At 63.6% G+C, this 20,917-nt stretch carries 22 protein-coding genes and 1 pseudogene; 12 read left to right on the top strand and 11 right to left on the bottom strand.

Annotation, left to right across the window (positions count from 1 at the left end; genetic code table 11):
- Positions 1-4: 4 nt before the first annotated feature.
- Together LRS09_RS05490 and LRS09_RS05485 are read right to left on the bottom strand one after the other, a co-directional pair.
- Positions 5-262 (bottom strand): hypothetical protein, encoded by a 258-nt coding sequence (locus LRS09_RS05490; protein WP_257804783.1) that lies wholly within the window; start codon positions 260-262, stop codon positions 5-7.
- Positions 232-951 (bottom strand): DUF6282 family protein, encoded by a 720-nt coding sequence (locus LRS09_RS05485; protein WP_257804782.1) that lies wholly within the window; start codon positions 949-951, stop codon positions 232-234. The genes LRS09_RS05490 and LRS09_RS05485 overlap by 31 nt, the downstream gene beginning before the upstream one ends.
- Positions 952-1,063: 112 nt before the next feature.
- On the opposite strand from LRS09_RS05485, the gene LRS09_RS05480 reads away from it, so the two are divergent.
- Positions 1,064-1,870, top strand: a complete 807-nt coding sequence (locus tag LRS09_RS05480) for a helix-turn-helix domain-containing protein (RefSeq protein WP_257804780.1) — start codon at positions 1,064-1,066, stop codon at positions 1,868-1,870.
- Between the two features lie 71 nt (positions 1,871-1,941).
- Here LRS09_RS05480 and LRS09_RS05475 read toward each other — a convergent pair.
- From LRS09_RS05475 to LRS09_RS05445, 7 genes and pseudogenes are all read right to left on the bottom strand, one after another.
- Positions 1,942-3,353, bottom strand: a pseudogene (locus tag LRS09_RS05475) (FAD-binding oxidoreductase).
- The gene (locus tag LRS09_RS05470; protein WP_257804779.1) at positions 3,353-4,216 is read right to left on the bottom strand and encodes an oxaloacetate decarboxylase; all 864 of its coding nucleotides are present in this window, start codon (positions 4,214-4,216) and stop codon (positions 3,353-3,355) included. Before LRS09_RS05470 ends, LRS09_RS05475 begins: the two are co-directional and overlap by 1 nt.
- 25 nt (positions 4,217-4,241) lie before the next feature.
- On the bottom strand, positions 4,242-4,925 hold the full coding sequence (locus tag LRS09_RS05465; RefSeq protein WP_257810131.1) for a GntR family transcriptional regulator: 684 nt from the start codon (positions 4,923-4,925) through the stop codon (positions 4,242-4,244).
- 5 nt (positions 4,926-4,930) lie between these two features.
- Positions 4,931-6,430 carry a tripartite tricarboxylate transporter permease gene (locus tag LRS09_RS05460; protein ID WP_257804776.1) on the bottom strand — a complete coding sequence of 500 codons (1,500 nt, stop codon included), beginning with the start codon at positions 6,428-6,430 and terminating at the stop codon, positions 4,931-4,933.
- A gap of 10 nt (positions 6,431-6,440) precedes the next feature.
- Complete coding sequence (locus tag LRS09_RS05455; protein WP_257804773.1) at positions 6,441-6,899, bottom strand: tripartite tricarboxylate transporter TctB family protein; 459 nt, start codon at positions 6,897-6,899, stop codon at positions 6,441-6,443.
- Positions 6,900-6,946: 47 nt separating this feature from the next.
- Positions 6,947-7,984 carry a tripartite tricarboxylate transporter substrate binding protein gene (locus LRS09_RS05450; RefSeq protein ID WP_257804770.1) on the bottom strand — a complete coding sequence of 346 codons (1,038 nt, stop codon included), beginning with the start codon at positions 7,982-7,984 and terminating at the stop codon, positions 6,947-6,949.
- A 424-nt stretch (positions 7,985-8,408) separates the two neighbouring features.
- Complete coding sequence (locus tag LRS09_RS05445) at positions 8,409-8,909, bottom strand: nucleoside deaminase (protein WP_257804768.1); 501 nt, start codon at positions 8,907-8,909, stop codon at positions 8,409-8,411.
- Positions 8,910-8,956: 47 nt separating this feature from the next.
- Between LRS09_RS05445 and LRS09_RS05440 the strand changes: the two genes are divergently transcribed.
- From LRS09_RS05440 to LRS09_RS05390, 11 genes are all read left to right on the top strand, one after another.
- Positions 8,957-9,457 carry a LysR family transcriptional regulator gene (locus tag LRS09_RS05440; protein ID WP_257804766.1) on the top strand — a complete coding sequence of 167 codons (501 nt, stop codon included), beginning with the start codon at positions 8,957-8,959 and terminating at the stop codon, positions 9,455-9,457.
- The gene (locus LRS09_RS05435; protein WP_257804765.1) at positions 9,354-9,959 is read left to right on the top strand and encodes a substrate-binding domain-containing protein; all 606 of its coding nucleotides are present in this window, start codon (positions 9,354-9,356) and stop codon (positions 9,957-9,959) included. Before LRS09_RS05440 ends, LRS09_RS05435 begins: the two co-directional genes overlap by 104 nt.
- A gap of 112 nt (positions 9,960-10,071) precedes the next feature.
- Positions 10,072-11,055, top strand: a complete 984-nt coding sequence (gene add / locus LRS09_RS05430; RefSeq protein WP_257804764.1) for an adenosine deaminase — start codon at positions 10,072-10,074, stop codon at positions 11,053-11,055.
- Complete coding sequence (locus LRS09_RS05425; protein ID WP_257804763.1) at positions 11,049-11,645, top strand: hypothetical protein; 597 nt, start codon at positions 11,049-11,051, stop codon at positions 11,643-11,645. Before add ends, LRS09_RS05425 begins: the two co-directional genes overlap by 7 nt.
- Complete coding sequence (locus LRS09_RS05420; protein WP_257804762.1) at positions 11,642-11,899, top strand: hypothetical protein; 258 nt, start codon at positions 11,642-11,644, stop codon at positions 11,897-11,899. Before LRS09_RS05425 ends, LRS09_RS05420 begins: the two co-directional genes overlap by 4 nt.
- Entirely contained in the window at positions 11,811-12,629 is an 819-nt protein-coding gene (locus LRS09_RS05415) for a BMP family protein (RefSeq protein WP_257804759.1), read from the top strand. Before LRS09_RS05420 ends, LRS09_RS05415 begins: the two co-directional genes overlap by 89 nt.
- 21 nt (positions 12,630-12,650) lie before the next feature.
- A complete protein-coding gene (locus LRS09_RS05410) occupies positions 12,651-14,156 on the top strand; it encodes an ATP-binding cassette domain-containing protein (protein ID WP_257810130.1) in 1,506 nt (501 codons plus the stop codon).
- Positions 14,153-16,027, top strand: coding sequence for an adenine deaminase (locus tag LRS09_RS05405; RefSeq protein WP_257804757.1), 1,875 nt, complete (start codon positions 14,153-14,155; stop codon positions 16,025-16,027). The genes LRS09_RS05410 and LRS09_RS05405 overlap by 4 nt, the downstream gene beginning before the upstream one ends.
- Positions 16,028-16,041: 14 nt before the next feature.
- The gene (locus tag LRS09_RS05400) at positions 16,042-17,292 is read left to right on the top strand and encodes an acyl-CoA dehydrogenase family protein (protein WP_257804755.1); all 1,251 of its coding nucleotides are present in this window, start codon (positions 16,042-16,044) and stop codon (positions 17,290-17,292) included.
- An 8-nt stretch (positions 17,293-17,300) separates the two neighbouring features.
- Positions 17,301-18,317 (top strand): ABC transporter permease, encoded by a 1,017-nt coding sequence (locus tag LRS09_RS05395; RefSeq protein WP_257804754.1) that lies wholly within the window; start codon positions 17,301-17,303, stop codon positions 18,315-18,317.
- Positions 18,318-18,321: 4 nt separating this feature from the next.
- Entirely contained in the window at positions 18,322-19,230 is a 909-nt protein-coding gene (locus LRS09_RS05390; RefSeq protein WP_257804752.1) for an ABC transporter permease, read from the top strand.
- 28 nt (positions 19,231-19,258) lie between these two features.
- Here LRS09_RS05390 and LRS09_RS05385 read toward each other — a convergent pair whose 3' ends face one another.
- Positions 19,259-19,654, bottom strand: coding sequence for a RidA family protein (locus tag LRS09_RS05385; protein WP_257810129.1), 396 nt, complete (start codon positions 19,652-19,654; stop codon positions 19,259-19,261).
- A gap of 38 nt (positions 19,655-19,692) precedes the next feature.
- Positions 19,693-20,916, bottom strand: coding sequence for an acyl-CoA dehydrogenase family protein (locus tag LRS09_RS05380; RefSeq protein WP_257804750.1), 1,224 nt, complete (start codon positions 20,914-20,916; stop codon positions 19,693-19,695).
- Position 20,917: the final 1 nt, after the last annotated feature.

The raw sequence follows: 20,917 nt of genomic DNA, 5'->3' as shown, positions 1-20,917 counted from the left end.
TTGCTCAGCCGTCGAGCCCGACCAGTCTAGCCGGATTGGTGGCGACCATCATGCGCACGTCGTCGTCGCTGAAACCAAGCGCGAGGCAGAGCTTGATTGCCTGGCGCATGCCTTCGACTGGGGTTGGATTGTCTACCTGGCCAAGGTCAGAGCCGATCGAGGAGTGTTCGACGCCGGCGGCCTCGATGTGCTCCTTCAGTTCCTGCGGCGAATAGGTGTTGAAGCGGGAGTCTATGTAGAGGCCAGCCGACTGCTCGACCACAGCACCAAGGCGCGCGAGGTCGCTGATGTCTTCGTAGCTGAAGTGGAGCCCGTACTAGGGTGGTTGATCAGCAGCCGCTTGACGCCGCGGGAGCGCGCCTCGTCAAAGAGCTTCCAGATCTCCCAGACATGGAGATGGCCGGACGACAGGATCGCATCGAACTCGGCGATCGAATCGAGGATCTGCTTGACCTCGTCGAGCACATTGCCGAGCGGGTCGAGCGGGCTGAGCAGGGGGGAGGGCTTCAGCTGTACGTTGGAGGCGAGCCGCGTCTTGCGATGTGCGCTGCGAACGTGATTGGCCGCCTGTGCGGTCGGCATCCAGATCAGCTTCGCGCCCATCTTGAGCTGTGCATCGACCACATAGGGGTTGAACCCGCCGGTGGAATTGTTGAGCACCAGCCCGCTGAACATGGCGAAGTCCGGCCGGGCGAGCACTCGATCGAGCAGGGGGACGAAGGGCGCCACAGAGTAGTGATGATCCTTGAAGAGAACGGCTCGCATGCCTGCTTCCGCGGCCTCCTGCGCGGCCTCTAAGTGGTCGACCTGGCGCGGCATGGTCGACGGGCCGGAATGGACATGAAGGTCGAGCGCTCCCTTGAGGAGCCGGGCCGCGCGTGCGTCGTCGACAGTCGCGACCAGCGTTCTGACCTCCTCGCGATTTCGCTTTGCCTGATCATTCGCAGCCATGTCATTCATCCTTTTCTCTGCCGCGAAGGGCATAAAGATTGACGGTACACCGCCTCAACCGGTAGTCCCTGCCGTTCCGTAGAACGGAATGGGTCAGCCGGGAGAAGAAGCCGTGGGCATCCGCGCCATCGAACGAGCTATGAACGTGCTGCAGGAGTTGAACCTTCAGCCGATCAACACGATTGCGCAGTTGCATGCGCGCACGAAGCTGCCGAAGCCGACCCTCGTGCGAATCCTCAAAACGCTGGAGGACGCCGGCTATGTCGAGAATGACGCCAGGGAGGGCGGCTACAGGGTAAGCGCGCTGGTCACGTCGCTCAGCTCCGGCTTCCACAAGGGGCCCCTGGTGGTGGAAGCCGGCCGCGCCTGGGCGGTCGCCATCACACGCAAGCACAAGTGGCCTACAGCCATCGCCCTGCCGGACTATGACGGTGTGATCATCCGCTTCAGCACAGTGCCGGACAGTCCGGTGTCACCGTTCCACAGCACGGTCAACCGGCGCCTGAACCTTTTGACTCGTGGTATGGGTCTGGCCTATTTCGCATTTCTCGAGGGCGAGGACGCCGAACTCATCACCGATGTGCTGCGTCGATCCGACGATCCGGAGAACGCACTCAGCCACCATCCGGCGGAACTGGCGCGACTGGTGCGAAAGGTGCGCGCGAACGGCTACGCGACGCGCTCCTCGCTCGTCGAGCCGCGCAATTCCAACACAATCGCTGTCCCGATAATCAGCAAATCGGGGAAAGTCCTGGCGAGCCTTGGTCTGACCTACTTCACCTCGGCCTTTTCCTCCGAACAGGAAGCCTGCGCCCGCTACGCGCCGGTTCTGAAATCGGCCGCGTCAGCAATCGCTGACGACCTTGAGAGATTGTCCAGCAGCATCTCGATCGAGGCAGACAATTCAACGATCGTCTGACCTGCGTGGGAAAGCATCGCGGCAAGACGTCGGAGGCAGGCGATACCGACGAGTGTCCTGCGGGTTCCTGCCTAGATGTCGAAGACCTTGCCGGGGTTCAGAATTCCCTTCGGATCGAGCGCCTTCTTTATCCGCCGCATCAGGGCAACCTCCTCGACGCTGCGGGTGTAGCCGAGATAGGGCTTTTTCAATAAGCCGATGCCGTGTTCCGCCGACACCGTTCCGCCGAATTCCCGGACGGTCTGATAGACGATGGCAGCGATTTCCGACATGGGTTGGGTAACCGCCCCGCGCGACAGCGCCACGATGTGCAGGTTTCCATCGCCGATATGACCATAGTGCACCGAGAGCGCGTTTGGCACTTGGCCGGCCAGGCGGGCCCGGGAGGCTTGCGCGAAATCGTCCATCCTGGCGACCGGCAAGCCGATGTCGAATGCCACATGGGCGCCGAGCCGGCTACCGAATTCCGAGCAGGCGTCGCGTGTCGCCCAGAAATGCGCGACATCGCGCATGCTCTGCGAGATTGCCGCATCAGCGATGAGATCGTCCTGGAACTGCGCTTCGATCCACGCCTGGAAACGTGGGCCGTCAATCTCTTCGGCCAATCCCTGTGCCTCGATCAGGACATAGAATGGGTAGGAGCTCGCGATAGGCGACCGGACGCCGACCGTAACCGTCGCCTCCTGCCAGTAGTCCGCCCACATCACCTCGAATGCCGACAACATTGGGCCAAGCCCGCGCCGCGCCGCGCCGAGCAACGCCACTACGTCGGCATATGACTGCATGCCGCAAAGAGCGGCATTCACACATCCAGGCTTCGGCTGCATCCGCAGGACGGCGCGCGTGACGATTCCGAGCGTGCCTTCCGAACCAATGAAAAGCTGCTTCAGATCGTAACCCGCATTGTTCTTGATCATCTTGTTCAGGCCGGAAACCAGGGTACCGTCGCTCAGGACATATTCGAGCCCCAGAACCATCTCGCGCGCCATGCCGTAGCGGATCACGCGGTTGCCTCCGGCGTTCGTGCCGATATTTCCGCCGATCTGGCACGACCCTCTGGCACCGAGATCAAGGGGGATGAAGAAACCAGCTTCGTCGGCCGCCTGTTGGACGACTTCCAGCGGCGCACGGCCCGCACCGTCATGGTCGACGCGGCGACGTCGATTTCTTCGATGCCCGAGAGTCGCTCGAGTGAGATCACGACTGCGCCGGCGATCGGATGCGCGCCGCCGGCGAGACCTGTCAGGCCGCCTTGCGGCACAACTGCGACGCCGTGCATGGCGCACAGGCGCATTGCCTCAGCCACCTCAGCAGGTTCTCCGGGCCGCACCACCGCCAGCGGTGTCTCGGGCGGCAGATAACTGGTGTCGTGTCGGTTGCGCGCAGGAATGTCGGCGCCCGTCAGCAGAACGGCGGGCGGGAACGATCCCGCCAGTGCTGCGAGGCAGGCTGCTTCGTTGCTGAGGGTGTTTTGCGGGATCATCACCGTCCCCCAAACCTAGTGTCGAGCGATTGGTGCTGGTCGAGTCCGACGATGTCGCTGAATTCGGCATAGCTGTGCCGGGGCGTTGTGCCGGCGGGGGTTCCGGTGTGCTTCAGCTCGGCGAGGGCGTCGGCCGTCGCACGGGTCGCGGCAAACAGTGCCGTAACCGCGTAGAATGCCACCGAGAAGCCGAGCTCTTCGAGATCGCGTGCCGTCAGTTTGGTCGTCTCGTTGCCATCAACAATCGAGATGATCTTGGGGCCTTGGACAGCACGAGCCACCGCTTCAACCTCGGCGATCTTTTTGACACCGTCCACGAACACGAGGTCAACGCCTGCATCCTGATAGAGATGCGCGCGCCGTATCGCCTCCTCCGGCCCGCTTGCCGGCATGGCATCCGTGCGGCCGATCACCAGCAATTCGTCGCTGCCGCGTGCTTCCAGCGCAGCCTTGAGGCGCAGCACATTGTCGCCTGCATCCATCAGCCGTATTCCGGCCATCTGTCCGCAGCGCTTGGGCGCAACCTGGTCCTCAAGATGGATCGCGGCCACCCCCGCTTGGATATATTCGCGAACGGTGCGGTGAATGTTGGATGGGCCGCCGTAGCCAGTATCCGCATCCGCGATCACCGGAACGGTGGTTGCACGGACCATGTTGCGGGCGTGCTCCGTCATCTCGGTCTGCGTCAGCAGGCCGATGTCCGGCATACCGAGCCGAGTTGCGGTCGCCCCGAATCCTGTCATGTAGATCGCCTCGAACCCGGCGCGCTCCACCAAGCGCGCAGTGATCGAGTCCGAAGCGCCAGGCGCAAGGATGATCCCCGGGTTGCTGAGGCGTTCTTTCAGTCTGGCTGCTGGTGTCATACGGGCGTCCTGGAATGTGAGGCGGTCAGCCGTGGAGTTCGATGCGTTCGTCCGCGCTGTCGCTGAGAGCCGTCATGTAGACCTCTCCCGTTCGGTCGACATGCACATCCATCAAGGACTGGAAGGCCGAAAAGTCTTCGGCGCGGACGTAGTCGACGAACATCTTGTGTTCGTCGAACGATAGTTCGCGCAGCCGCTCGATTGGCCGGGTCAAATGTGTTCGCAGCGCTGCAACCTGGCCCGAGACCAGCGCGTAGGCGTCGGTGACGTATCGGTTGCGGGCGCAATCCACGAATGCCTGGTGGAAATCGGTATCGAGTTGCCCGTAGCCGACAGAGTCATTGTCGCGCATCGCGCGATCCATGTCATTCACGACATGCCTTAGTCGCGTCAGCAGTGTCTCCTTATCGTGTGCGACTGCAAGCTGCATCGCCTTTACCTCGATCATCTTGCGATATTCGCAGATCATGGCGACGTCCTCTGCGGTCGGCATGAATACGAAGCTGCCCCGCTTCGGCCGGATCGTCACGAGCCCCTGCTGCTCGAGTTGAATCAACGCGTCGCGAACCGGTGTGCGGCTGACGCCGAAGCTCTCGGCGAGCTTCTCCTCGGCGATGTTCTCGCCGAGACCGATCTCGCCGTCGATGATCGCCTTTCGCAGGCGCGTCGCAACCATCTGAGCGAGCGATTTCGGTAGATCGATTTTCATCGACTTCACGATGCCACCTCCTGCCAGCGCGACCGATAGAGTTTGATCAGCAATGGGGCGAACCACAGGCTCAATGTCACGATGCCCAGTACGGCGGCAATCGGCCGCTCGAAGAAGACAAGCGGGTTATTGTCCCCCTTGATCAGGGAGGTAATCAGGTTGCGCTCTACCAGCGTGCCCATCACCAGACCCAAAACCGCTGGAGCCACCGGGATACCGTTTTCCTCCATGAGATAGGCGAAGCAGCCCACTGTGATCATGATGATGATCGAGGATATGGACAGATCGATTGCGAACGATCCGACGATGGCGAAGCCGAGAATCAGCGGCGCAAGTGCACTTTTGGGAACCCGGAGGACCGGGGTGGCCAGCAGGATGGCGAGTATGCCGAGCGGGACCATCAAGAGATTGGCCAACATGAAGACCAAGAAGATGGCGTTGACCTCGACCGGGTTGTTGATGAAGACCATCGGACCTGGATTGAGGCCCTTCACATATAGGACCCCGATAACGATGGCCGTAATCGAATCGCCGGGAATGCCGAAGACCATCGCGGGCACGTAGGCGCCGCTCAGTGCCGAATTGTTGGCAGCTCCCGCGTCCACCAGGCCTTCTTCGTATCCGCTGCCAAACTTCTCGGGATGCCGTGAGAACTTCTTCGACACCGCATAGCTAATCCATGCTGCAATGTCGGATCCGGCGCCTGGTAAGATGCCGATGACGGTGCCAATGATCGAGCCCCGCGCTAGATTGGTGCGGAACTTCCAGAGCGTCGCACCCAACCCTTCGAAGAGCTCCGATACCCTCGATATGGACTTCGCCTGCTCCAGCTTCTCGCGATGCACGATGGCGCGCAGGATTTCCGGAACCGCGAAGAAGCCGATCAGTGCCGGAATGAAGGATACACCGCCGAGCAGGCTCTCCTGCCCGTAGGTGAATCGTGGATAGCCCGAACTCGTGTCCAGTCCGACCGAGGAGACGAGAAGGCCCAGGCAAAGCGCCATGACGCTTTTCACGATAGAGCCCGTTCCGAGCATGATCGCGGCACTGAGGCCCAGAAGCGCGAGCCAGAAATATTCGAATGACGTGAAGTTGAGAGACACCTCGGCAAGTTGTGGTGCGGCCACCATCAGGACCAGAGTGCCAAATACGCCTCCGATCGCGGAAGTGATGACGCACAGGCCCAAGCCAAGACCCGACTGTCCCTTTTGCGACAGTTTGTAGAGGTCGTCCACATAGGCGGCGGAGGCGGCCGTTCCGGGAATTCGAATCAACGCCGTTGGTATGTCTGACGCGAAAATGGCCATGGCCGACATGGTGACGATCGCGCCGATCGCAGGCACCGGATCCATGTAGAATGTAATCGGCACCAGCATCGCAGTCGCCATTGTCGCCGACAGGCCAGGAACAGCGCCGATGAATAGCCCGAAGAGGGCGCAGGCCATCATGACCGACAGGTTGAATGGATCGAACACGAGCGGCAGGGCGGCGATCAGATTGTCCATCGGTGTCTCCTTAGGACAACGGACCGGCAGGGAGCGGCACAAGCAGCAGCTTGGACATGGCGAGGTAGACCAAGCTTACAAAGCCGATCGACACTACGATCCAGAGTGGGGATCGATGGCCGGTCAGCCAAAAGATCGCAGTCAACAGCAGGCTGCCACCAAGCAGAAAGCCGATCTCGGTGAAGAAGAATGCCAGTATCAATGTTCCGATTACCGCCACCGCGGCAGCGGCGGCGCGTTCCGGACGGCGCCAGCCTTCGTCGAGAACGACCAGGCGCCCGAGACCGGCGGCCAGTCCCGCACGGCCGACGATCAGGCCTCCTGCGACGAACAGGCCACCGAAAATGGTTGGGAACGTGCCCGGGCCAATCGCTTGTCCCGGCATGGCCGGGAAGCTTGCCGCCTCCCAGACCACGTAGATGCCGAGCATGATGAAGAAAAGGCCGATCAGGCCGTCATGGATACGCATGATGATCCTCCGCCGAGGGAAGGCGCCGGCGACAGTCCTTCTCCCGGCTACTTCGCGAGACCGACCGCCTTGAGCGCGGTTCCCATCTTCGCGTCGGAATCGGCCATGAACGTTTCGAATTCTTGTCCCGGGGTCCACTGCATTGCATACCCCCGCGCTTTCATGAACTCTGGGTATTCCGGAGCCTGCACCACCTTGCCGATGGCAGTGCGGAGCCTTTCCGCGATCGCTGCATCAACACCGACGGGGGCGACAATGCCGCGCCACGAGCCGAGCGAGAAGCTGGCGCCAGTAGCTTCGTTGAACGTCGGCAGGTCCGGCATGTCTTCGCTCCGCTTCGTGGAGAAGACGGCGATCGGCTTTATGCGACCCGCATCCATCAGCGCCCGTCCTTCGGGCAGCGACGCCGTGGCGAAGTTGACGCCGCCGGCGGCGAGATCCTGGAGACCGGGCGCGGCGCCTTCTGAAGGAACCCAGGCGACGCGCTCAACCGGAATGCCAAGAGCATCGAGCATGCCTGCCACGGCCAAGTGGTTGACGCCGCCTTGCGCGGAGCCGGACGCCTTAAGTTCACGATTGGCGCTAGCCTTGATGGCTTCTATCAGCGAGGTGGCGTCGGCATAGGGTCCATCGGACCTGACGAATATGGCGGCTGGATCCGAATTGTAGAGACCGATCGGCGTAAATGCCTTGTAGTCGATTTCGGTCAGGCCCTGATGATGCATGCCGCCGATCTCAAGCGTGGCGACCCCGATGGTGTATCCGTCCGGCTTGGCGTGGGCGATGGCGGAATGGCCGACGACACCAGAGCCCCCGGTCCTGTTCTCGACTGGAACCGGGACGCCAAGTTCCTTTTCCAACAGGGTTGATATGAGCCGGGCCGTGGCGTCGGTACCACCCCCGGCACCCCACGGAACGATCATGGTTATTGGCTTGCCGGGATAGTCCTGAGCCAGAGAGCTCGACGGCGCGGCAAGGATGCCAACAGCGAGAAATGCAAGCGTGGCTCGACGTGTGACGATGGTCATCAAATTTCCTCCCGAACTGAACTTTTCAGCGTCGCCGGCTAAACCGGTCTCCTCCAACGCCCCACTAGCATACAGTATACAACACGGGTCGATGTCAAGCCCCGTCGGCATCGCACGATCCGTCAAACGCAGATCAGGCAGACCGTGCCTGCTCAAGGAGCCGCACACTGTCGAGATGGCAGAGTCTCAGAATCAGCTTGGAAAACCCGGATCCGCAGGCTCCAGCGTGGTCATTCTGGATGGGCGACCCAGAACTGACGGTCCGCTTTCATGAAGAGTTTAAGGTGCCGACGGGCGTACCAGAGTGTGGAAGAACGAGCCCTCGGGCCGCAATCGAGGGCTGGGGGATTCCGAATCCCGACCGGGATCATGGACGGCGAGTCGGTTCGGCGACAAGGGTGCCGACAATGTCGAGAGGCGAGTGGCTCAATAAGGAGTTCGCCAACGCGGCGGCACGCTGTGACAGGCCCGGCCTCGTGGCTCAGCCTGTGCTTTTCTGCCAGAACGTCTCGTGCTGTTTGGCAGCTTCGTCGGCGAGCAGCGGGCCGATGACCTCGATGTCGCGCTGGCCGGCCTCGAATACCGTTCGGCAGGGAAGGTCGAGCGTCGGGTTCTCGTCGTGATTGCCGGTGATCTGCTTGAGCCGGCTTTCGTCCAGGCCGTAGACGACCCTTCCGACACCAGCCCAATACACGGCCCCGGAGCACATGGCGCAGGGTTCGGCGGAGGTGTACATCGTGCATTCTGCGAGGAACTGCGGGCGGTAGGTCTGTGATGCGCGCGTCATCAGTGCGCGTTCGGCGTGGCCGGTCATGTCCTGCAGCGGCTGGAAGGCGTTCTCCTGCTCCATCAGCACCTCGCCATCTGGTGCCACCAGAATGGCGCCGAACGGGTGGTTGCCTGCCATCTGCGCGCGCTCTGCCACCTCAAACGTCTTGCGCAGAAAATACTCGTGCTCGGGGAGCTTGCGGTCGTCCTTCATCGATTGCGTACCCTTATGTGCATCGCAGCAGGGTGCGAAATCGGAAAATGAATGACAAGCGACAATTCGCGGCGCTACCGTTCGAGAAGATGCAACGCTCCGTAGGTGTCGGGAACATGCAACTGCTGTCTTCCTCCGCGATCCTGCTGGACGCCGTGGCGCGAGCGGGTTCGTTCCGCCGAGCGGCGGAAGCCCTCAACATGTCCGCCTCGGCGATCAACAGGCAGATCCTCAACATGGAAGCCGAGATCGGCCTGCCCTTGCTCGAGCGCCTTCCCCGAGGAGTGCGTCCGACCCCTGTCGGAGAGCGGCTGCTGGCCGACATCAGGCGGTGGCGGCGCGAGCAGACGCTCGCCGAGGGGCAATTGCGCGAGCTCACCGGACAGAGGCGCGGGGCGGTGTCGATCGGGGCCACCGAGTGCTTCAGCACCGCCGTGCTGCCGGATGTCATCAGGTCCCTATGGCAATACCCATTCCGGGCTGGAGGTATCGACCCAGTTCGCCTCGACCGAAGAGCTCATACGCAAACTCGTCGCCAAGGAGCTTGATCTGGCGCTGGTGTTCAATCCTCCGGCGCGCTTCGCCGCCGACATCGTTTTCCGGCTCAAATTGCGTCCCGGTCTGGTGATGGCGACGAACCATCCGCTGGCCGGTTCACGCAACCTGCGGCTGGCTAATTGCCTGCGTTACGGCTTCGTGCTTCCGGACAGTTCGGTGCGCATCCACGAATTCATCGAGAGCGCCTTCCGCGAGGCGCATATCGAGGTCCTGTCGCCCCTCAAATCCAACTCGATTGCGATGATGAAATCGATGCTCTTCAGCTCCGAGATGATGGCGATCCTGTCGATCTTTGATGTGCACACCGAACTCGCGCAGGGCGGCCTCGTCTTTCTCAAGATCGAGGACAGCAAGCTCGAGAAAGAGGAACTGGTCATCGCGGTGCCGTCGAATCGCCGTCCGTCACCGGCCACGCAGGCCGCCATCGCGCTTTTGCGCGCCGCCCTAACCGACATAGCGTCGACGCATTCGATGACGGACTATGTCAGCTAGCGTTGCGTTCTATCGCACGCTTGAAACGTGAAATTGCTCTTGTGCACCTGCGAAAAAGCTGGAAGCTCCTGTGTAGAACCAAGGAAGAACCAGGGCTTCAGCGCGCGTGTCGATGGATTTTAAATCGCTGCCGAAGGCAGAAATCCATATCCATCTCGAGGGCTGCTTCTCCACCGAGACGATCGTGGAACTCGCGCGTGAAAACGGCACGCCGCTGCCCCGCCCGGAAGACCGGTTGCTGGAGTTCCAAGGTCTGGCGGACTTTCTCGAATTCCTCGATTTCATCTGCGGCCTGTCGCGCACCAAGGATCAGCTCGCCAAGTCGGCCTATGCTTTTTCGCGGCGGATGGCGGATTCCGGCGTCGGTTACGCCGATGTCATCGTCAATCCCACACACTGGTCGAGCTGGCGGGGCGATCTGTCAGGACTGGTGGAGGGGCTCGACGAGGGGTTTCGCGCCGCAGAAGCGGATGGGCTGACGCCGGCCGGTCTGTGTGTATCGCTTCTGCGGCAGCAGTCGTCCGCCGAAGCGGTGGAACTGGTCGAGGAACTGCTTCGCCTGAAGCATCCGCGGGTTGTCGCGCTTTCCGTCGACGGCAACGAGGCTGCGTCCGGCCGCACGGGCGAGAAATTCGCGGAGGCGTTTCAGCTCGCCGGGCGCGGCGGTCTCAAGCGCACCGCCCATGCCGGCGAATCCAGCGGGCCGGAAGGGGTTCGCGACGCGATCTTCCTGCTCGGCGCGGACCGCATCGACCATGGCGTGCGCGCGATCGAGGATTCCGAGCTTGTCGACATCCTGGCAGATCGTCAGATCGCACTCGGCATCTGCCCGAGTTCCAACCTCGTGCTCGGCCTTTACAAGACGCTGGGCGAGCATCCGATCGACCTTCTGCGGCGCGCTGGCGTGCCGGTGTCCGTCAACACCGACGATCCCGCTTTGCTGCGCACCGATCTCGCCGCGGAATATGCCCGCACGGCCGACACCTTCGCCTGGGGCAAGGAGACGTGCACGGCGGTTGCGGAAACCTCCATCCGCGCCTCCTTCGCTCCCGACGGGCTGAAAGCCTCTCTGCTCGAGGCTCTCGCGACATGGTGAGGCGCTTCGCACTTGCAATCGGCCTTCTCGCATTCGCCGGTGCGCCCGCCGGAGCGGCCGACACCGATCTGTCGCAATGGGCAATGAACCTTCCGGAACGCTTCACGCTCTCCGGCTCCAAGGTGGAGCCGACCTACGTGGCGGCGATCGACATCAGCCGCGATGGCGATGTGGTGTCCATCCTCGGCGGCGCGCCAGCCTGGGCGGAGCGTTCACGCGAGGCGGTCGCCATCGATGCCGGCGGAGCGATGCGGCACGTCGTCTGCCCCAACGGGATGACCTGCAACAGCCCGCCGACGCCCGCCGGCCTGCTTTCCACGGCCGCTCTGATCTCGAGAAGCCGTGCCGGAACACTGCACGCTTCCATCAAAGCGGAGCCCTACGGCCACTTCTCGGTCCTGTGCGTGCCTGCCGAAATGCTCGGGATTTCGCGGCCGATCCTCGACCCATGTTTCGAGGTCACGACAGGGGCGGCGATCGCCCAGAAGAACAGGTTCAGCAACCGCTTCGATGGCCCCAGCCTCGATCCGGTGACGCTCACATTCGCAACCGACAATGCAACCAAGTCTCCAAAGGAGCCGGCCCCATGAAAACACTGCGTCAGATCAGTCTTGCCGCCACCGTCGCGTTCGCCAGCCTTTCCGCCGGCGTCGCATTTGCCGATCCCCTCAAGGTCGCTCTCCTTGTGCCCGGCCATGCCAATGACGGCTCGTTCAACCAGGTCGCCCGCGAGGCTGCCGAGAAGCTCGCCAAGGATGGCGTCATCACGTTCGAGATCCGCGAGGCGATGGCCGATCCGTCGAAGTCCGAGCCTGTTATCCGCCAGCACGTCGCAGGGCTATGACCTCGTCATCGGTCACGGCATCGAGCTCTCCGATCCGATCCTGAAGATTGCGCCCGATTTTCCCAAGGTGCATTTCGCCGCGTCTGGCGGGCCGGATCTCGCCGACCGCCTGATCGCCAATGTGGATGGCTGGACCTACGACTTCGGGCAGCAGGGCTATCTCGGCGGCTTCATCGCGGGCAAGCTTGCCGGCGTCACCACGTTCGGCGTGGTCGGTGGCCCGGATCTTCCCTTCGTCAAGGCTTCCCACAACGGCTTCAAAGCCGGCTTGAAGGAAGGCAACGCGTCGGCCACGTTCATTGAAACCTATACCGGCTCCTTCGACGATGCCCAGAAGGCCGCCGAAGTGACCCGGGGCATGATCGCGCAGGGTGCCGGCGTCATTTGGACCTCCGGAGACGGCATCGGCAACGGCGTCGCCGCCGCGGCCGGCCAGGAAGGCGCGCTGACGATCGGCGTGACGGGCGAGGCCGGCGGCTTCGCTGAGAAGGTCAACATCGCATCCGTCGTGCTCGACATGTACCCGACCTACAGGGCCTATATCGACGACATCAAGGCAGGCACATTCGGCAAGAAGTTCTTCGTGTCCGGCATCGCCAACAAGGGTCTCGTCATGACCGAAGTCCGCGAGGTCGGCGAAAGCCTGCCGGCCGATCTGAAGAGCCAGGTCGATGCGCTGATCGCCGATCTCGCAAGCGGCAAGAAAACGCTGCCCAACTTCTTCGAGTAAAAGCGTAGCGACGTGGCGGATATGCTCGTCAGCCTCAAGGGCGTGGACAAGCGCTTCGGATCGATCTCCGCGCTTTCGGGAGCCGGGATCGATCTGGAGCGCGGGCGCATCCGCGCGGTCGTCGGCGAGAACGGGGCGGGCAAATCCACGCTGGCGAAGATCATCGCCGGCATTCTTCCGCGCGATGCCGGCGAATTCGTCCTGGATGGGGCGGCGGTCGGATCATGGTCGAGACGCCAGGCGATCGCGGCCGGAGTAGGCTTCGTGCCGCAGGCGCTTTCCTTTGTGGCGACACTGTCCATCGTCGAAAACCATCTTCTGGCCGGGCGTGGGCTGAAGCTCGACCGCGCCGGCGCGCTTTCGCAGCTTCAGAAGGTGGCAGCGGACATGGACGTCTCGCTCGACATGACGTCTCCGATCGAACGCCTCAGCCTGGCGGGCCGCCAGCTTGGCGAGATCGTCTCCGCGGTCGCCGCCGGTGCGCGCATCCTGCTCCTGGACGAGCCGACATCGGCGCTGGGACCGGTCGAAATCGAGCGTCTCATCCGGACCATTCGTCGTCTGGCGTCGGGCGGAACCTCGGTGGCGCTGGTCACCCACCGCATTGCCGAGGTGATGGAAGGCGCCGATGACATCACCGTGCTGCGCGGCGGCAAGGTCATCCTGGACGGCACGACTGCAGGGCTCGACGCCAATGAAGTGGCGCGCCTTATGGTGGGCGATCGCGATCGGGGCAGGGCGACGCGCTTGGCGGCGACCAGCGACTGGCAGCGCCTGAAGGTCTCCAGCCTGACGCTCCGGGACAAGGACCAATTGGTCCTCGACGACATCTCGCTGGCGGTGCGGCAGGGTGAAATCCTGGCGATCGCGGGCGTGGCCGGCGTCAGCCAGCCGGCGCTGGCAGAAGCCCTGGCGGGGCTGCGAGCCGTGGACAGCGGACGCGTGGATGTCGATGGAGCCGACGTGACCGGCGATCCTGCACGTTCGACGCGTCTTGGCCTCGCCTTCATTCCGGAAAGCCGGGCCGACGGGATCGTCTCCGACCTGACGATCTCCGAGAATGCGAGCCTCTTCGAGATGGAAGGTAAGGCGTTTCGACGATTCCTGGGCACGCGCGATCGATCGGCGGAACATGTCTACGGCAAGCGTATCATCGCGGATTTCGATGTTCGGCCGCCCGATCCGGATGCGATCGCCGGCGGTCTTTCCGGCGGCAATCAGCAGAAGCTTCTGGTCGGTCGCGAACTCGCCCGTGCTCCCGGTGTCATCGTGGCGCACGGTCCCACGCAGGGGCTGGACCTTGCCGCGGCCGCCACCATCCGCGCCGCGCTGGCGAAGGCGGCCGCCGAGGGAGCGGCGGTCGTGGTCATCTCCGCGGATCTCGACGAACTGCTGGAGCTTGGACATCGCATGATCGTCCTCACCAACGGCCGCGTCGCGGCGGAGTTCGATCTTGCCCGACCCGTCGATATGACCCTGCTCGGTCAGGCGATGACGGGTCTGAATACAATGGAGACAGCAGAATGAGCGACGAACCGCTCACCTATCCCGCGACCGGGGCCGCCTGGGCGCCATCTGTCGCCGAGCTGATGCGCATGCGCTTCGTCGCGGCGGGCAAGGAAAAGCCGGATCTGATCCTGCGCGGCGGCAAGGTGCTGGCGCTGCATATCGGCGAGATTCTCGAGCGCGACGTCGTCATCAGCGGACGCCATGTCGCGGCAATCACACCCGTCGGGCATTTCGATTGCGACAACGTCATAGACGCGACCGGCTATTTCGTCGCCCCGACCTTCATCGACGTCCACCTTCACATCGAATACACCAAGCTCGTGCCTGGCGAACTGGCGCGCCTGTCCGTGCCGAAGGGCACGACGACCGTGCTCGCCGACGCCAACTGCATCGCCAACGTGCTGGGCGAGGAGGGGCTCGATTTCATGGGCACGACGACCACGCCGCTGCGTATCCTGCGGCAGGTGTCGCACAAGGTGCCGCAGGCTCCCGAACTGGAACTCGGCGGCGCGCACCTGACCACGCAGCAGATCGCCGCGCGCGTGCAGCGCCCGGACGCCGCCACGCTGGGCGAATCCAACCCTTTCAATCTGGATGAGTCCTCCGCCCGTAAGCAGGTTGCTGCGATCGCGGCCGGCAAGCGCATCACCGGCCACACCGCGCTGCTCGAGAACGAGCCGCTGTGGAGCTATCTCGCCGGTGGCATCTCGGACGATCACAACGCCCACAAGACGAGGGATGTCGTGGAACGGCTGCGGCTTGGAGCCATGCTGACCGTCATGGCGGGCAGCATGAACGACAACACGCCCGAAGTCTTCGCCGACATTCCCGCGCTGAAGGACGGGCTCGGCCACATCGCCTTTTGCGCGGACGACAAGCTGGTGGAAGATCTCGACCGCCAGGGTCATATCGACCATCAGGTGCGCAAGGCGATCGAATGCGGCGTCGAGCCGCTCAAGGCCTGGCGCATGGCGACGCTCAACGCCGCCTCGTACTATCGGATCGACCATCTGGTCGGCTCGGTGACGCCCAACAAGATCGCCGATCTGCAGCTGGTCGAGGATCTCGCCGATCCGCGTCCGCATCTCGTGCTGGTCGACGGCAAGGTCGTCGCCCGCGACGGCGTGGCGCTTTTCGCAAACACCGACGACGTGCCGGCGTTCACGCGTAACACGATGCATCTTCATCCCGATATCGACGAGGCCTTCTTCTCGGTGAAGGCGGAGGGCGGTACCGCCTGGGTGCAGGCGATGGAGATGTATGACGGCTACTTCAAGCGCGCCTTCCACACCGAACTCGAGGTTCGCGACGGATTGGTCGCCTGCGATACCGAGAGGGATGTGCTCAAGGTCGCCATCGTCGACCGCCATCATGCGACGCTCAATGTCGGCATAGGCTTCGTCAAGGGCTTCGGCCTGAAGCGCGGCGCCATCGCCGCGACCACCAATTGCGAGAACCAGAACCTGGTGATCGTCGGCACGTCGGACGCGGACATAGCTTTCGCCACCCGGGCGATCGAAGCGCTCGGCGGCGGATACGTCACGGTTGCCGACGGCGAAGTGCTGTCGACCGTTCCTCTGCCGGTCGCGGGTTGCATGAGCGACCAGCCATGGGAGACGGTGCGCGACAAGTCGCTCGCCTGTGATGCCGCCACCCGCACCATAGGGTGCACGATGCACGCGCCTTTCCTGATCATGTCCTTCATCGGGCTGGTGGGTGTGCCGGATCTCGGCCTCACCGAACGCGGGCTCGTCGAAACCAAGACGCAGAGCTTCACCGATCTCGTGCTCGGCCTGAAAGGCGGCCTCGTCTGCTGCCGCTGCCCCAGCCACGCTCACGATATTCACAAGACGATGGATCCGGCTCGTTTCGAGGCCGTCGCCGTCTGATGCTGGATGACAGAATGACAGAGACTGCGCTTTCTCCTCTTCTCGGCTCGGCCTTTCCGCCGTTTATCCTGCCGGCGGAGGTCGCGCCGCTTATGCAGGACCTGCAGAAGGCGATCGACGGCGAGATTGCGCCGCGCGCCGTCGAAGACGACGCAACTGGGCGCTACCCGACGGAGTCGATCGCAGCCATCAAGCGAAGCGGATTCCTGCGCGCGATCCTGCCGAGATCGCTGGGCGGACCTGGCATCTCCCACCGCGTGTCGATGGAGGCGCAACTGCGGTTGGCCATCGCGGACAGCTCGGTCGCACAGATCTACAAGGTGCATGACGAGATCGTGCGCGAGATTCTGACCTATTGCCCGGAGGACCTCAAGCCGCGTCTGGCACGCGCGATCGTTGACGACAGAGCCATTATCGGCCTTGCGGTCGCCGAGTCAGGCCGCGCGGTCGATGCGCCCATGACGACCACGGCGCTTGCCCGTCCCGATGGCGGCTTCGTCGTCAACGGCCGCAAGATCTACACCACCGCGGCCGCCGAAGCCGATTACATCGCCACCTGGGCCTTCAATCCTGAGGCACCCGGTGTATCCAAGAATGCACTGGCCGGAATGCAGCTCAATCTCATCCCGCCGACAGCCAAGGGCGTCACCGTGCACCGCGACTGGGACCCAATCGGGCAGCGGGCTACGGATTCCGGAACGATCACCTTCGACCAGGTGCAAACCGATTCTCTGTGGAATGCGACGATCCCGGGACAGTTCTCGCCGCCGCACGCCTCGTTGCGCTATCAGGTCGGCTTCTGCGCCATCATGATCGGCACGGCGATTGGCGCTCTGCGCCAGGCGGCTGGTTTCGTGCCGTCGAAGAGCCGCCCATGGCCGTCGGCCAAGGTGGCGAATGCCGCCGACGATCCGCTGACGCAGAGGTCGACCGGCGAGCTCGTGGCAGATCTCGTTGCCGCCTATACGCTGATGCTGAGCGCGGCCGATCTGCTCGATGCCTATGAGCGCGGCGAGATCGATCGCACCGGGCTCGCCATCCCGGTCTATGCCGCCAAGGTCGCCGCCCACAAGGCGTCGCTCGCCGCGGCTTCGGAAGTCTACACGCTGATGGGCACCCGTTCGGTCGCGCGGTCCAACGGCTTCGATCGCTACTGGCGCAACATCCGCGTGCTCGCCCTTCACGATCCGGTTAACTGGAAGCAGGCCGAGATCGGCCGCCACGTCCTCACGGGCTGGCAGCCGGAACCGGGTCTCTATCAGTGACAAGGCGCATGACGAACGGGTTGGCGGCTGCTCTTGCGCGGGTCCTGATCGGTGCGGCCGTGCTGGCGGCCGTCATTGCGGCGCTGGTGTGGCTAGCCGGCGCCAACCCCCTGTCCGTGTTGCGGGCGCTTGTCCATGGTGCGTTCGGCGAACGTTACCTTGTGGCCGAAACGCTCGTCACGGCCGTGCCGCTGGCGATCGTCGGGCTCGGCGTCATGCCGGCGCTCCGGGCCGGCGTGTTCACCATCGGCAGCCAGGGGCAACTGATTGCAGGGGCAGCGCTTTCGACGGCGTTCATCTTTTCCGTGCCGGTAGAGGAGCCGCTCGTTCTGCTGACGGTCGGCTTCATTGGGGGTGTGCTGGGCGGCATGCTCTATGCTCTGCTGCCCGGCCTGCTGCGCGCCTATGTCCAGGTCAACGAGATCCTCTCCACGCTGCTCCTCAACTACATCGCGGGTTTCGCGCTGCTCTGGCTTCTCAAGGGACCGCTCGCCGCAGGCGCGCAGACGGCCACACCGCGCAGCGCTCCCTTGCCGGAGACTTCGCTGGTGCCGAGCCTGCTTGAGGGCACGCGTCTTCACTGGGGCGCGGCTTTCGTCATCCTGCTCGCCGCCGGTCTGATGGTGTGGACGCGCACCAGGTCCGGGCTGGTCTACAAGGTTTTCGCCAGCAATGAGGGCCTCGCCGCGCGGCTCGGCCTGTCGCGCCCGCGGGCTGTGGTGACAAGCTTTCTCGTCGCGGGGGCAACCGCCGGTCTCGCCGGCTGGCTGCAGGTCGCAGGCGTCGCCCACACGCTCTACCCGAGCGTCGACGGCGGGCTCGGCTTCGCCGGTATCCTTGTTGCCGTGCTGGGCGGGCTGACGCCGCTCGGTATCGTGCTCGCCTCCCTTTTGTTCGCGGCTCTCACCACCGGCGCTCAGGGGATGCAGATGGGAACCTCCGTGCCGGCGGCGATCGCGGTCGTGGCACAGGGGCTGGTGCTGCTGATCGTCGCGATCGGCCTGCAGCGCAAAAGGATGGCGTGATCCCGTGACCTGGACCGACATCGTTTTCTGGCAGATCGTGCTTGGCGGCACGCTGCGACTCGCCGCGCCAATCTTCCTGGCCGCTCTTGGCGAGATGATCACCGAGCGGGCAGGGACGCTCAATCTCGGCATCGACGGGATAATGACCGCCGGTGCTTTCGCGGCGGTCGTTTTCGCGCACATGGCGGGTTGGCCGGCAGGGCTTCTGGGCGCGGCTGTCGTGGGCGGCTGCTATGGTGCGATCCTTGCCGTTTCCGTCATTCGGCTCGGGGCCAACCAGATCATCATCGGCATCGCCATCTCGCTCATTGGCGCAGGGCTCACCTCCTATCTCTTCCAGCTCTGGCAGCCTTCCGGCCAGATGGCGATCTTCGTGCCGCTGACGCCGACATGGAAGGTGCCGTTCCTGAGTGATATCCCGTTCATCGGTCCGATCCTGTTCCGGCAGAACCTGATGACCTACGCGGCGTTCGGCGCGCTGGCCGTGGGCGTTTTCGTGCTGGCCAGGACCCGCATTGGCATTGTTCTGAAGGCCGTTGGCGACGATCCGGCAGGGGCGGAGATGCGAGGCGTCAACACGGCGCTGGTACGCTATACAGCGCTGACGCTCGGCGGTGCCTTGATGGGGCTCGCCGGCGCGGCGATCACGCTTGGCGTGCTCGGCGCGTTCAATGATGGACTCACCAACGGCCGCGGCTATGTCGCGCTCGCCGTCGTCATTATCGGCCGCTGGTCCGTGCCCGGAGCCTTCGCGGGAGCGCTCCTCTTCTCCTTCTTCGAGAGCCTCGGCCTTCGGGCGCAAGGCGGGATGAGCTTCGTGCCGACGGAACTCTTCTCGATCCTGCCCTATGCCATGACGCTTCTGGCTCTTGCACTGACGGCACGCGCCAGGATCGCGCCGCGCGCGCTGTGACAAACCACCGGAAGGCCTCTGCCCGGCCTTACTCCGGCACGACCGCGGTCGCCTGAATCTCGATCTTCGCGCGGTCCTCGACCAGCGCGACGACCTGCATGGCAGCCATGGCAGGGAAGTGGCGGCCGATGACCTCACGATAGGCTTTGCCGATCGCGCGCAGGTTGTCGACATATTCCTTCTTGTCGGTGAAATACCAGGTCATCGAGGTGATATGCTGTGGCTCAGCGCCGCCTGCTCTCAAGACGTCGACGATATTCAGCAGGGTCTGACGCACCTGTGCCACGAAATCGTCTGTCTCGAATTCGCAGCGCGCGTTCCAGCCGATCTGGCCACCGATGAAGAGTGTGCGTCCTCGGGCTTCAATGCCGTTGGCGTATCCCAGCGGCTGCTTCCAGCCTTCGGGTTGCAGGACACGATGTATGCTGCTCGGCGTCTCGGCCTTGCGGGGAAGGATGACGGTCATGCCCGGTCCTTTTCAGCAGGAGCGCCCGCCGATGCCGCCCTCATCAGCTCGCGGCCTATGATGAGCTTCTGCACTTCGGTGGCGCCCTCATAGATGCGCAGCGCACGGATTTCGCGGTAGAGGCGTTCCGTAATCTCGCCGACGCGCACGCCGCGTCCGCCGAACATCTGCAGCGCCTGGTCGATGACCCATTGCGCGTTTTCCGTCGCCGTCATCTTGGCCATAGCCGCTTCGCGGGTGGTCGGCAGCTTCTGGACGTCGCGCCGCCAGGCGGTGCGCAGCGTGAGCAGCGAGGCTGCGTCGATGGCGGTCGCCATTTCGCCGAGGGTGCTCTGCGCAGTGGGCAGGTCCGCCAGCGTTGCTCCGAACATCCTGCGCGATCCGGCATGCGCGACCGCTTCATCCAAGGCGCGGCGGGCAAAGCCGATCGCCGCGGCAGCGACCGAAGGGCGAAAGATGTCGAGCGTGCGCATGGCGATTTTGAAGCCTTCGCCGGGCTGCCCGAGAAGGTGTGAAGCGGGGATGCGGCAATCGTCGAAGCGGATCCGGGCGAGCGGATGGGGAGCGATGGTCTCGATGCGCTCGGCAATTTCGAAGCCGGGCGTGTCGGCAAAGACGACGAAAGCCGATATGCCGCGCGTTCCGGGTGCGTCGCCGGTGCGGGCGAAGACGGTGTAGACGTCGGCAATGCCGCCGTTGGAGATGAAAATCTTCTCTCCGTCGAGCACATAATGGTCGCCGTCGCGGCGGGCGCTACTGCTCATCGCCGCTACATCCGAACCGGCTTCGGGCTCGGTCAGAGCGAAGGCGGAGATCAGTTCACCCCTCGCGATCTTCGGCAGGATCGTCTGTTTCAAATCCACGGAGGCCGACAGGCTGATGGCACCGGTGCCGAGCCCCTGCATGGCGAAGGCGAAGTCGGCGAGACCGTCATGAAATGCAAGCGTCTCGCGGATGAGGCACAGCGAGCGGCTATCGATCGGCTCGGACGCGCCGCCGAAAGCGGCCGGCACGCAATGGCGCAGAAAGCCGGCGTCCCCCAACCTCGTGACCAGGCTCCTGCACGCGCTGTCAGCATTTGCATGGTCGATCGCGCCCAGCCCACCTCCGGCGACAAAAGCGTCCAGCTCGCCGGCCAGCATGCGATGGTCGTCAGCGAAAAAGGGCCAGTCTAGATGATCGCGAGCTGGAGCGCGGGCAGGTGCGGAGGAGGACACCATG

It is taken from the genome of Mesorhizobium sp. J428 (assembly GCF_024699925.1).
In the GTDB taxonomy this organism is placed as follows: Bacteria; Pseudomonadota; Alphaproteobacteria; order Rhizobiales; family Rhizobiaceae; genus Mesorhizobium_A.
Note: the sequence above shows the minus strand (reverse complement) of the source record. Positions and strands in the feature narration are given on the sequence as shown.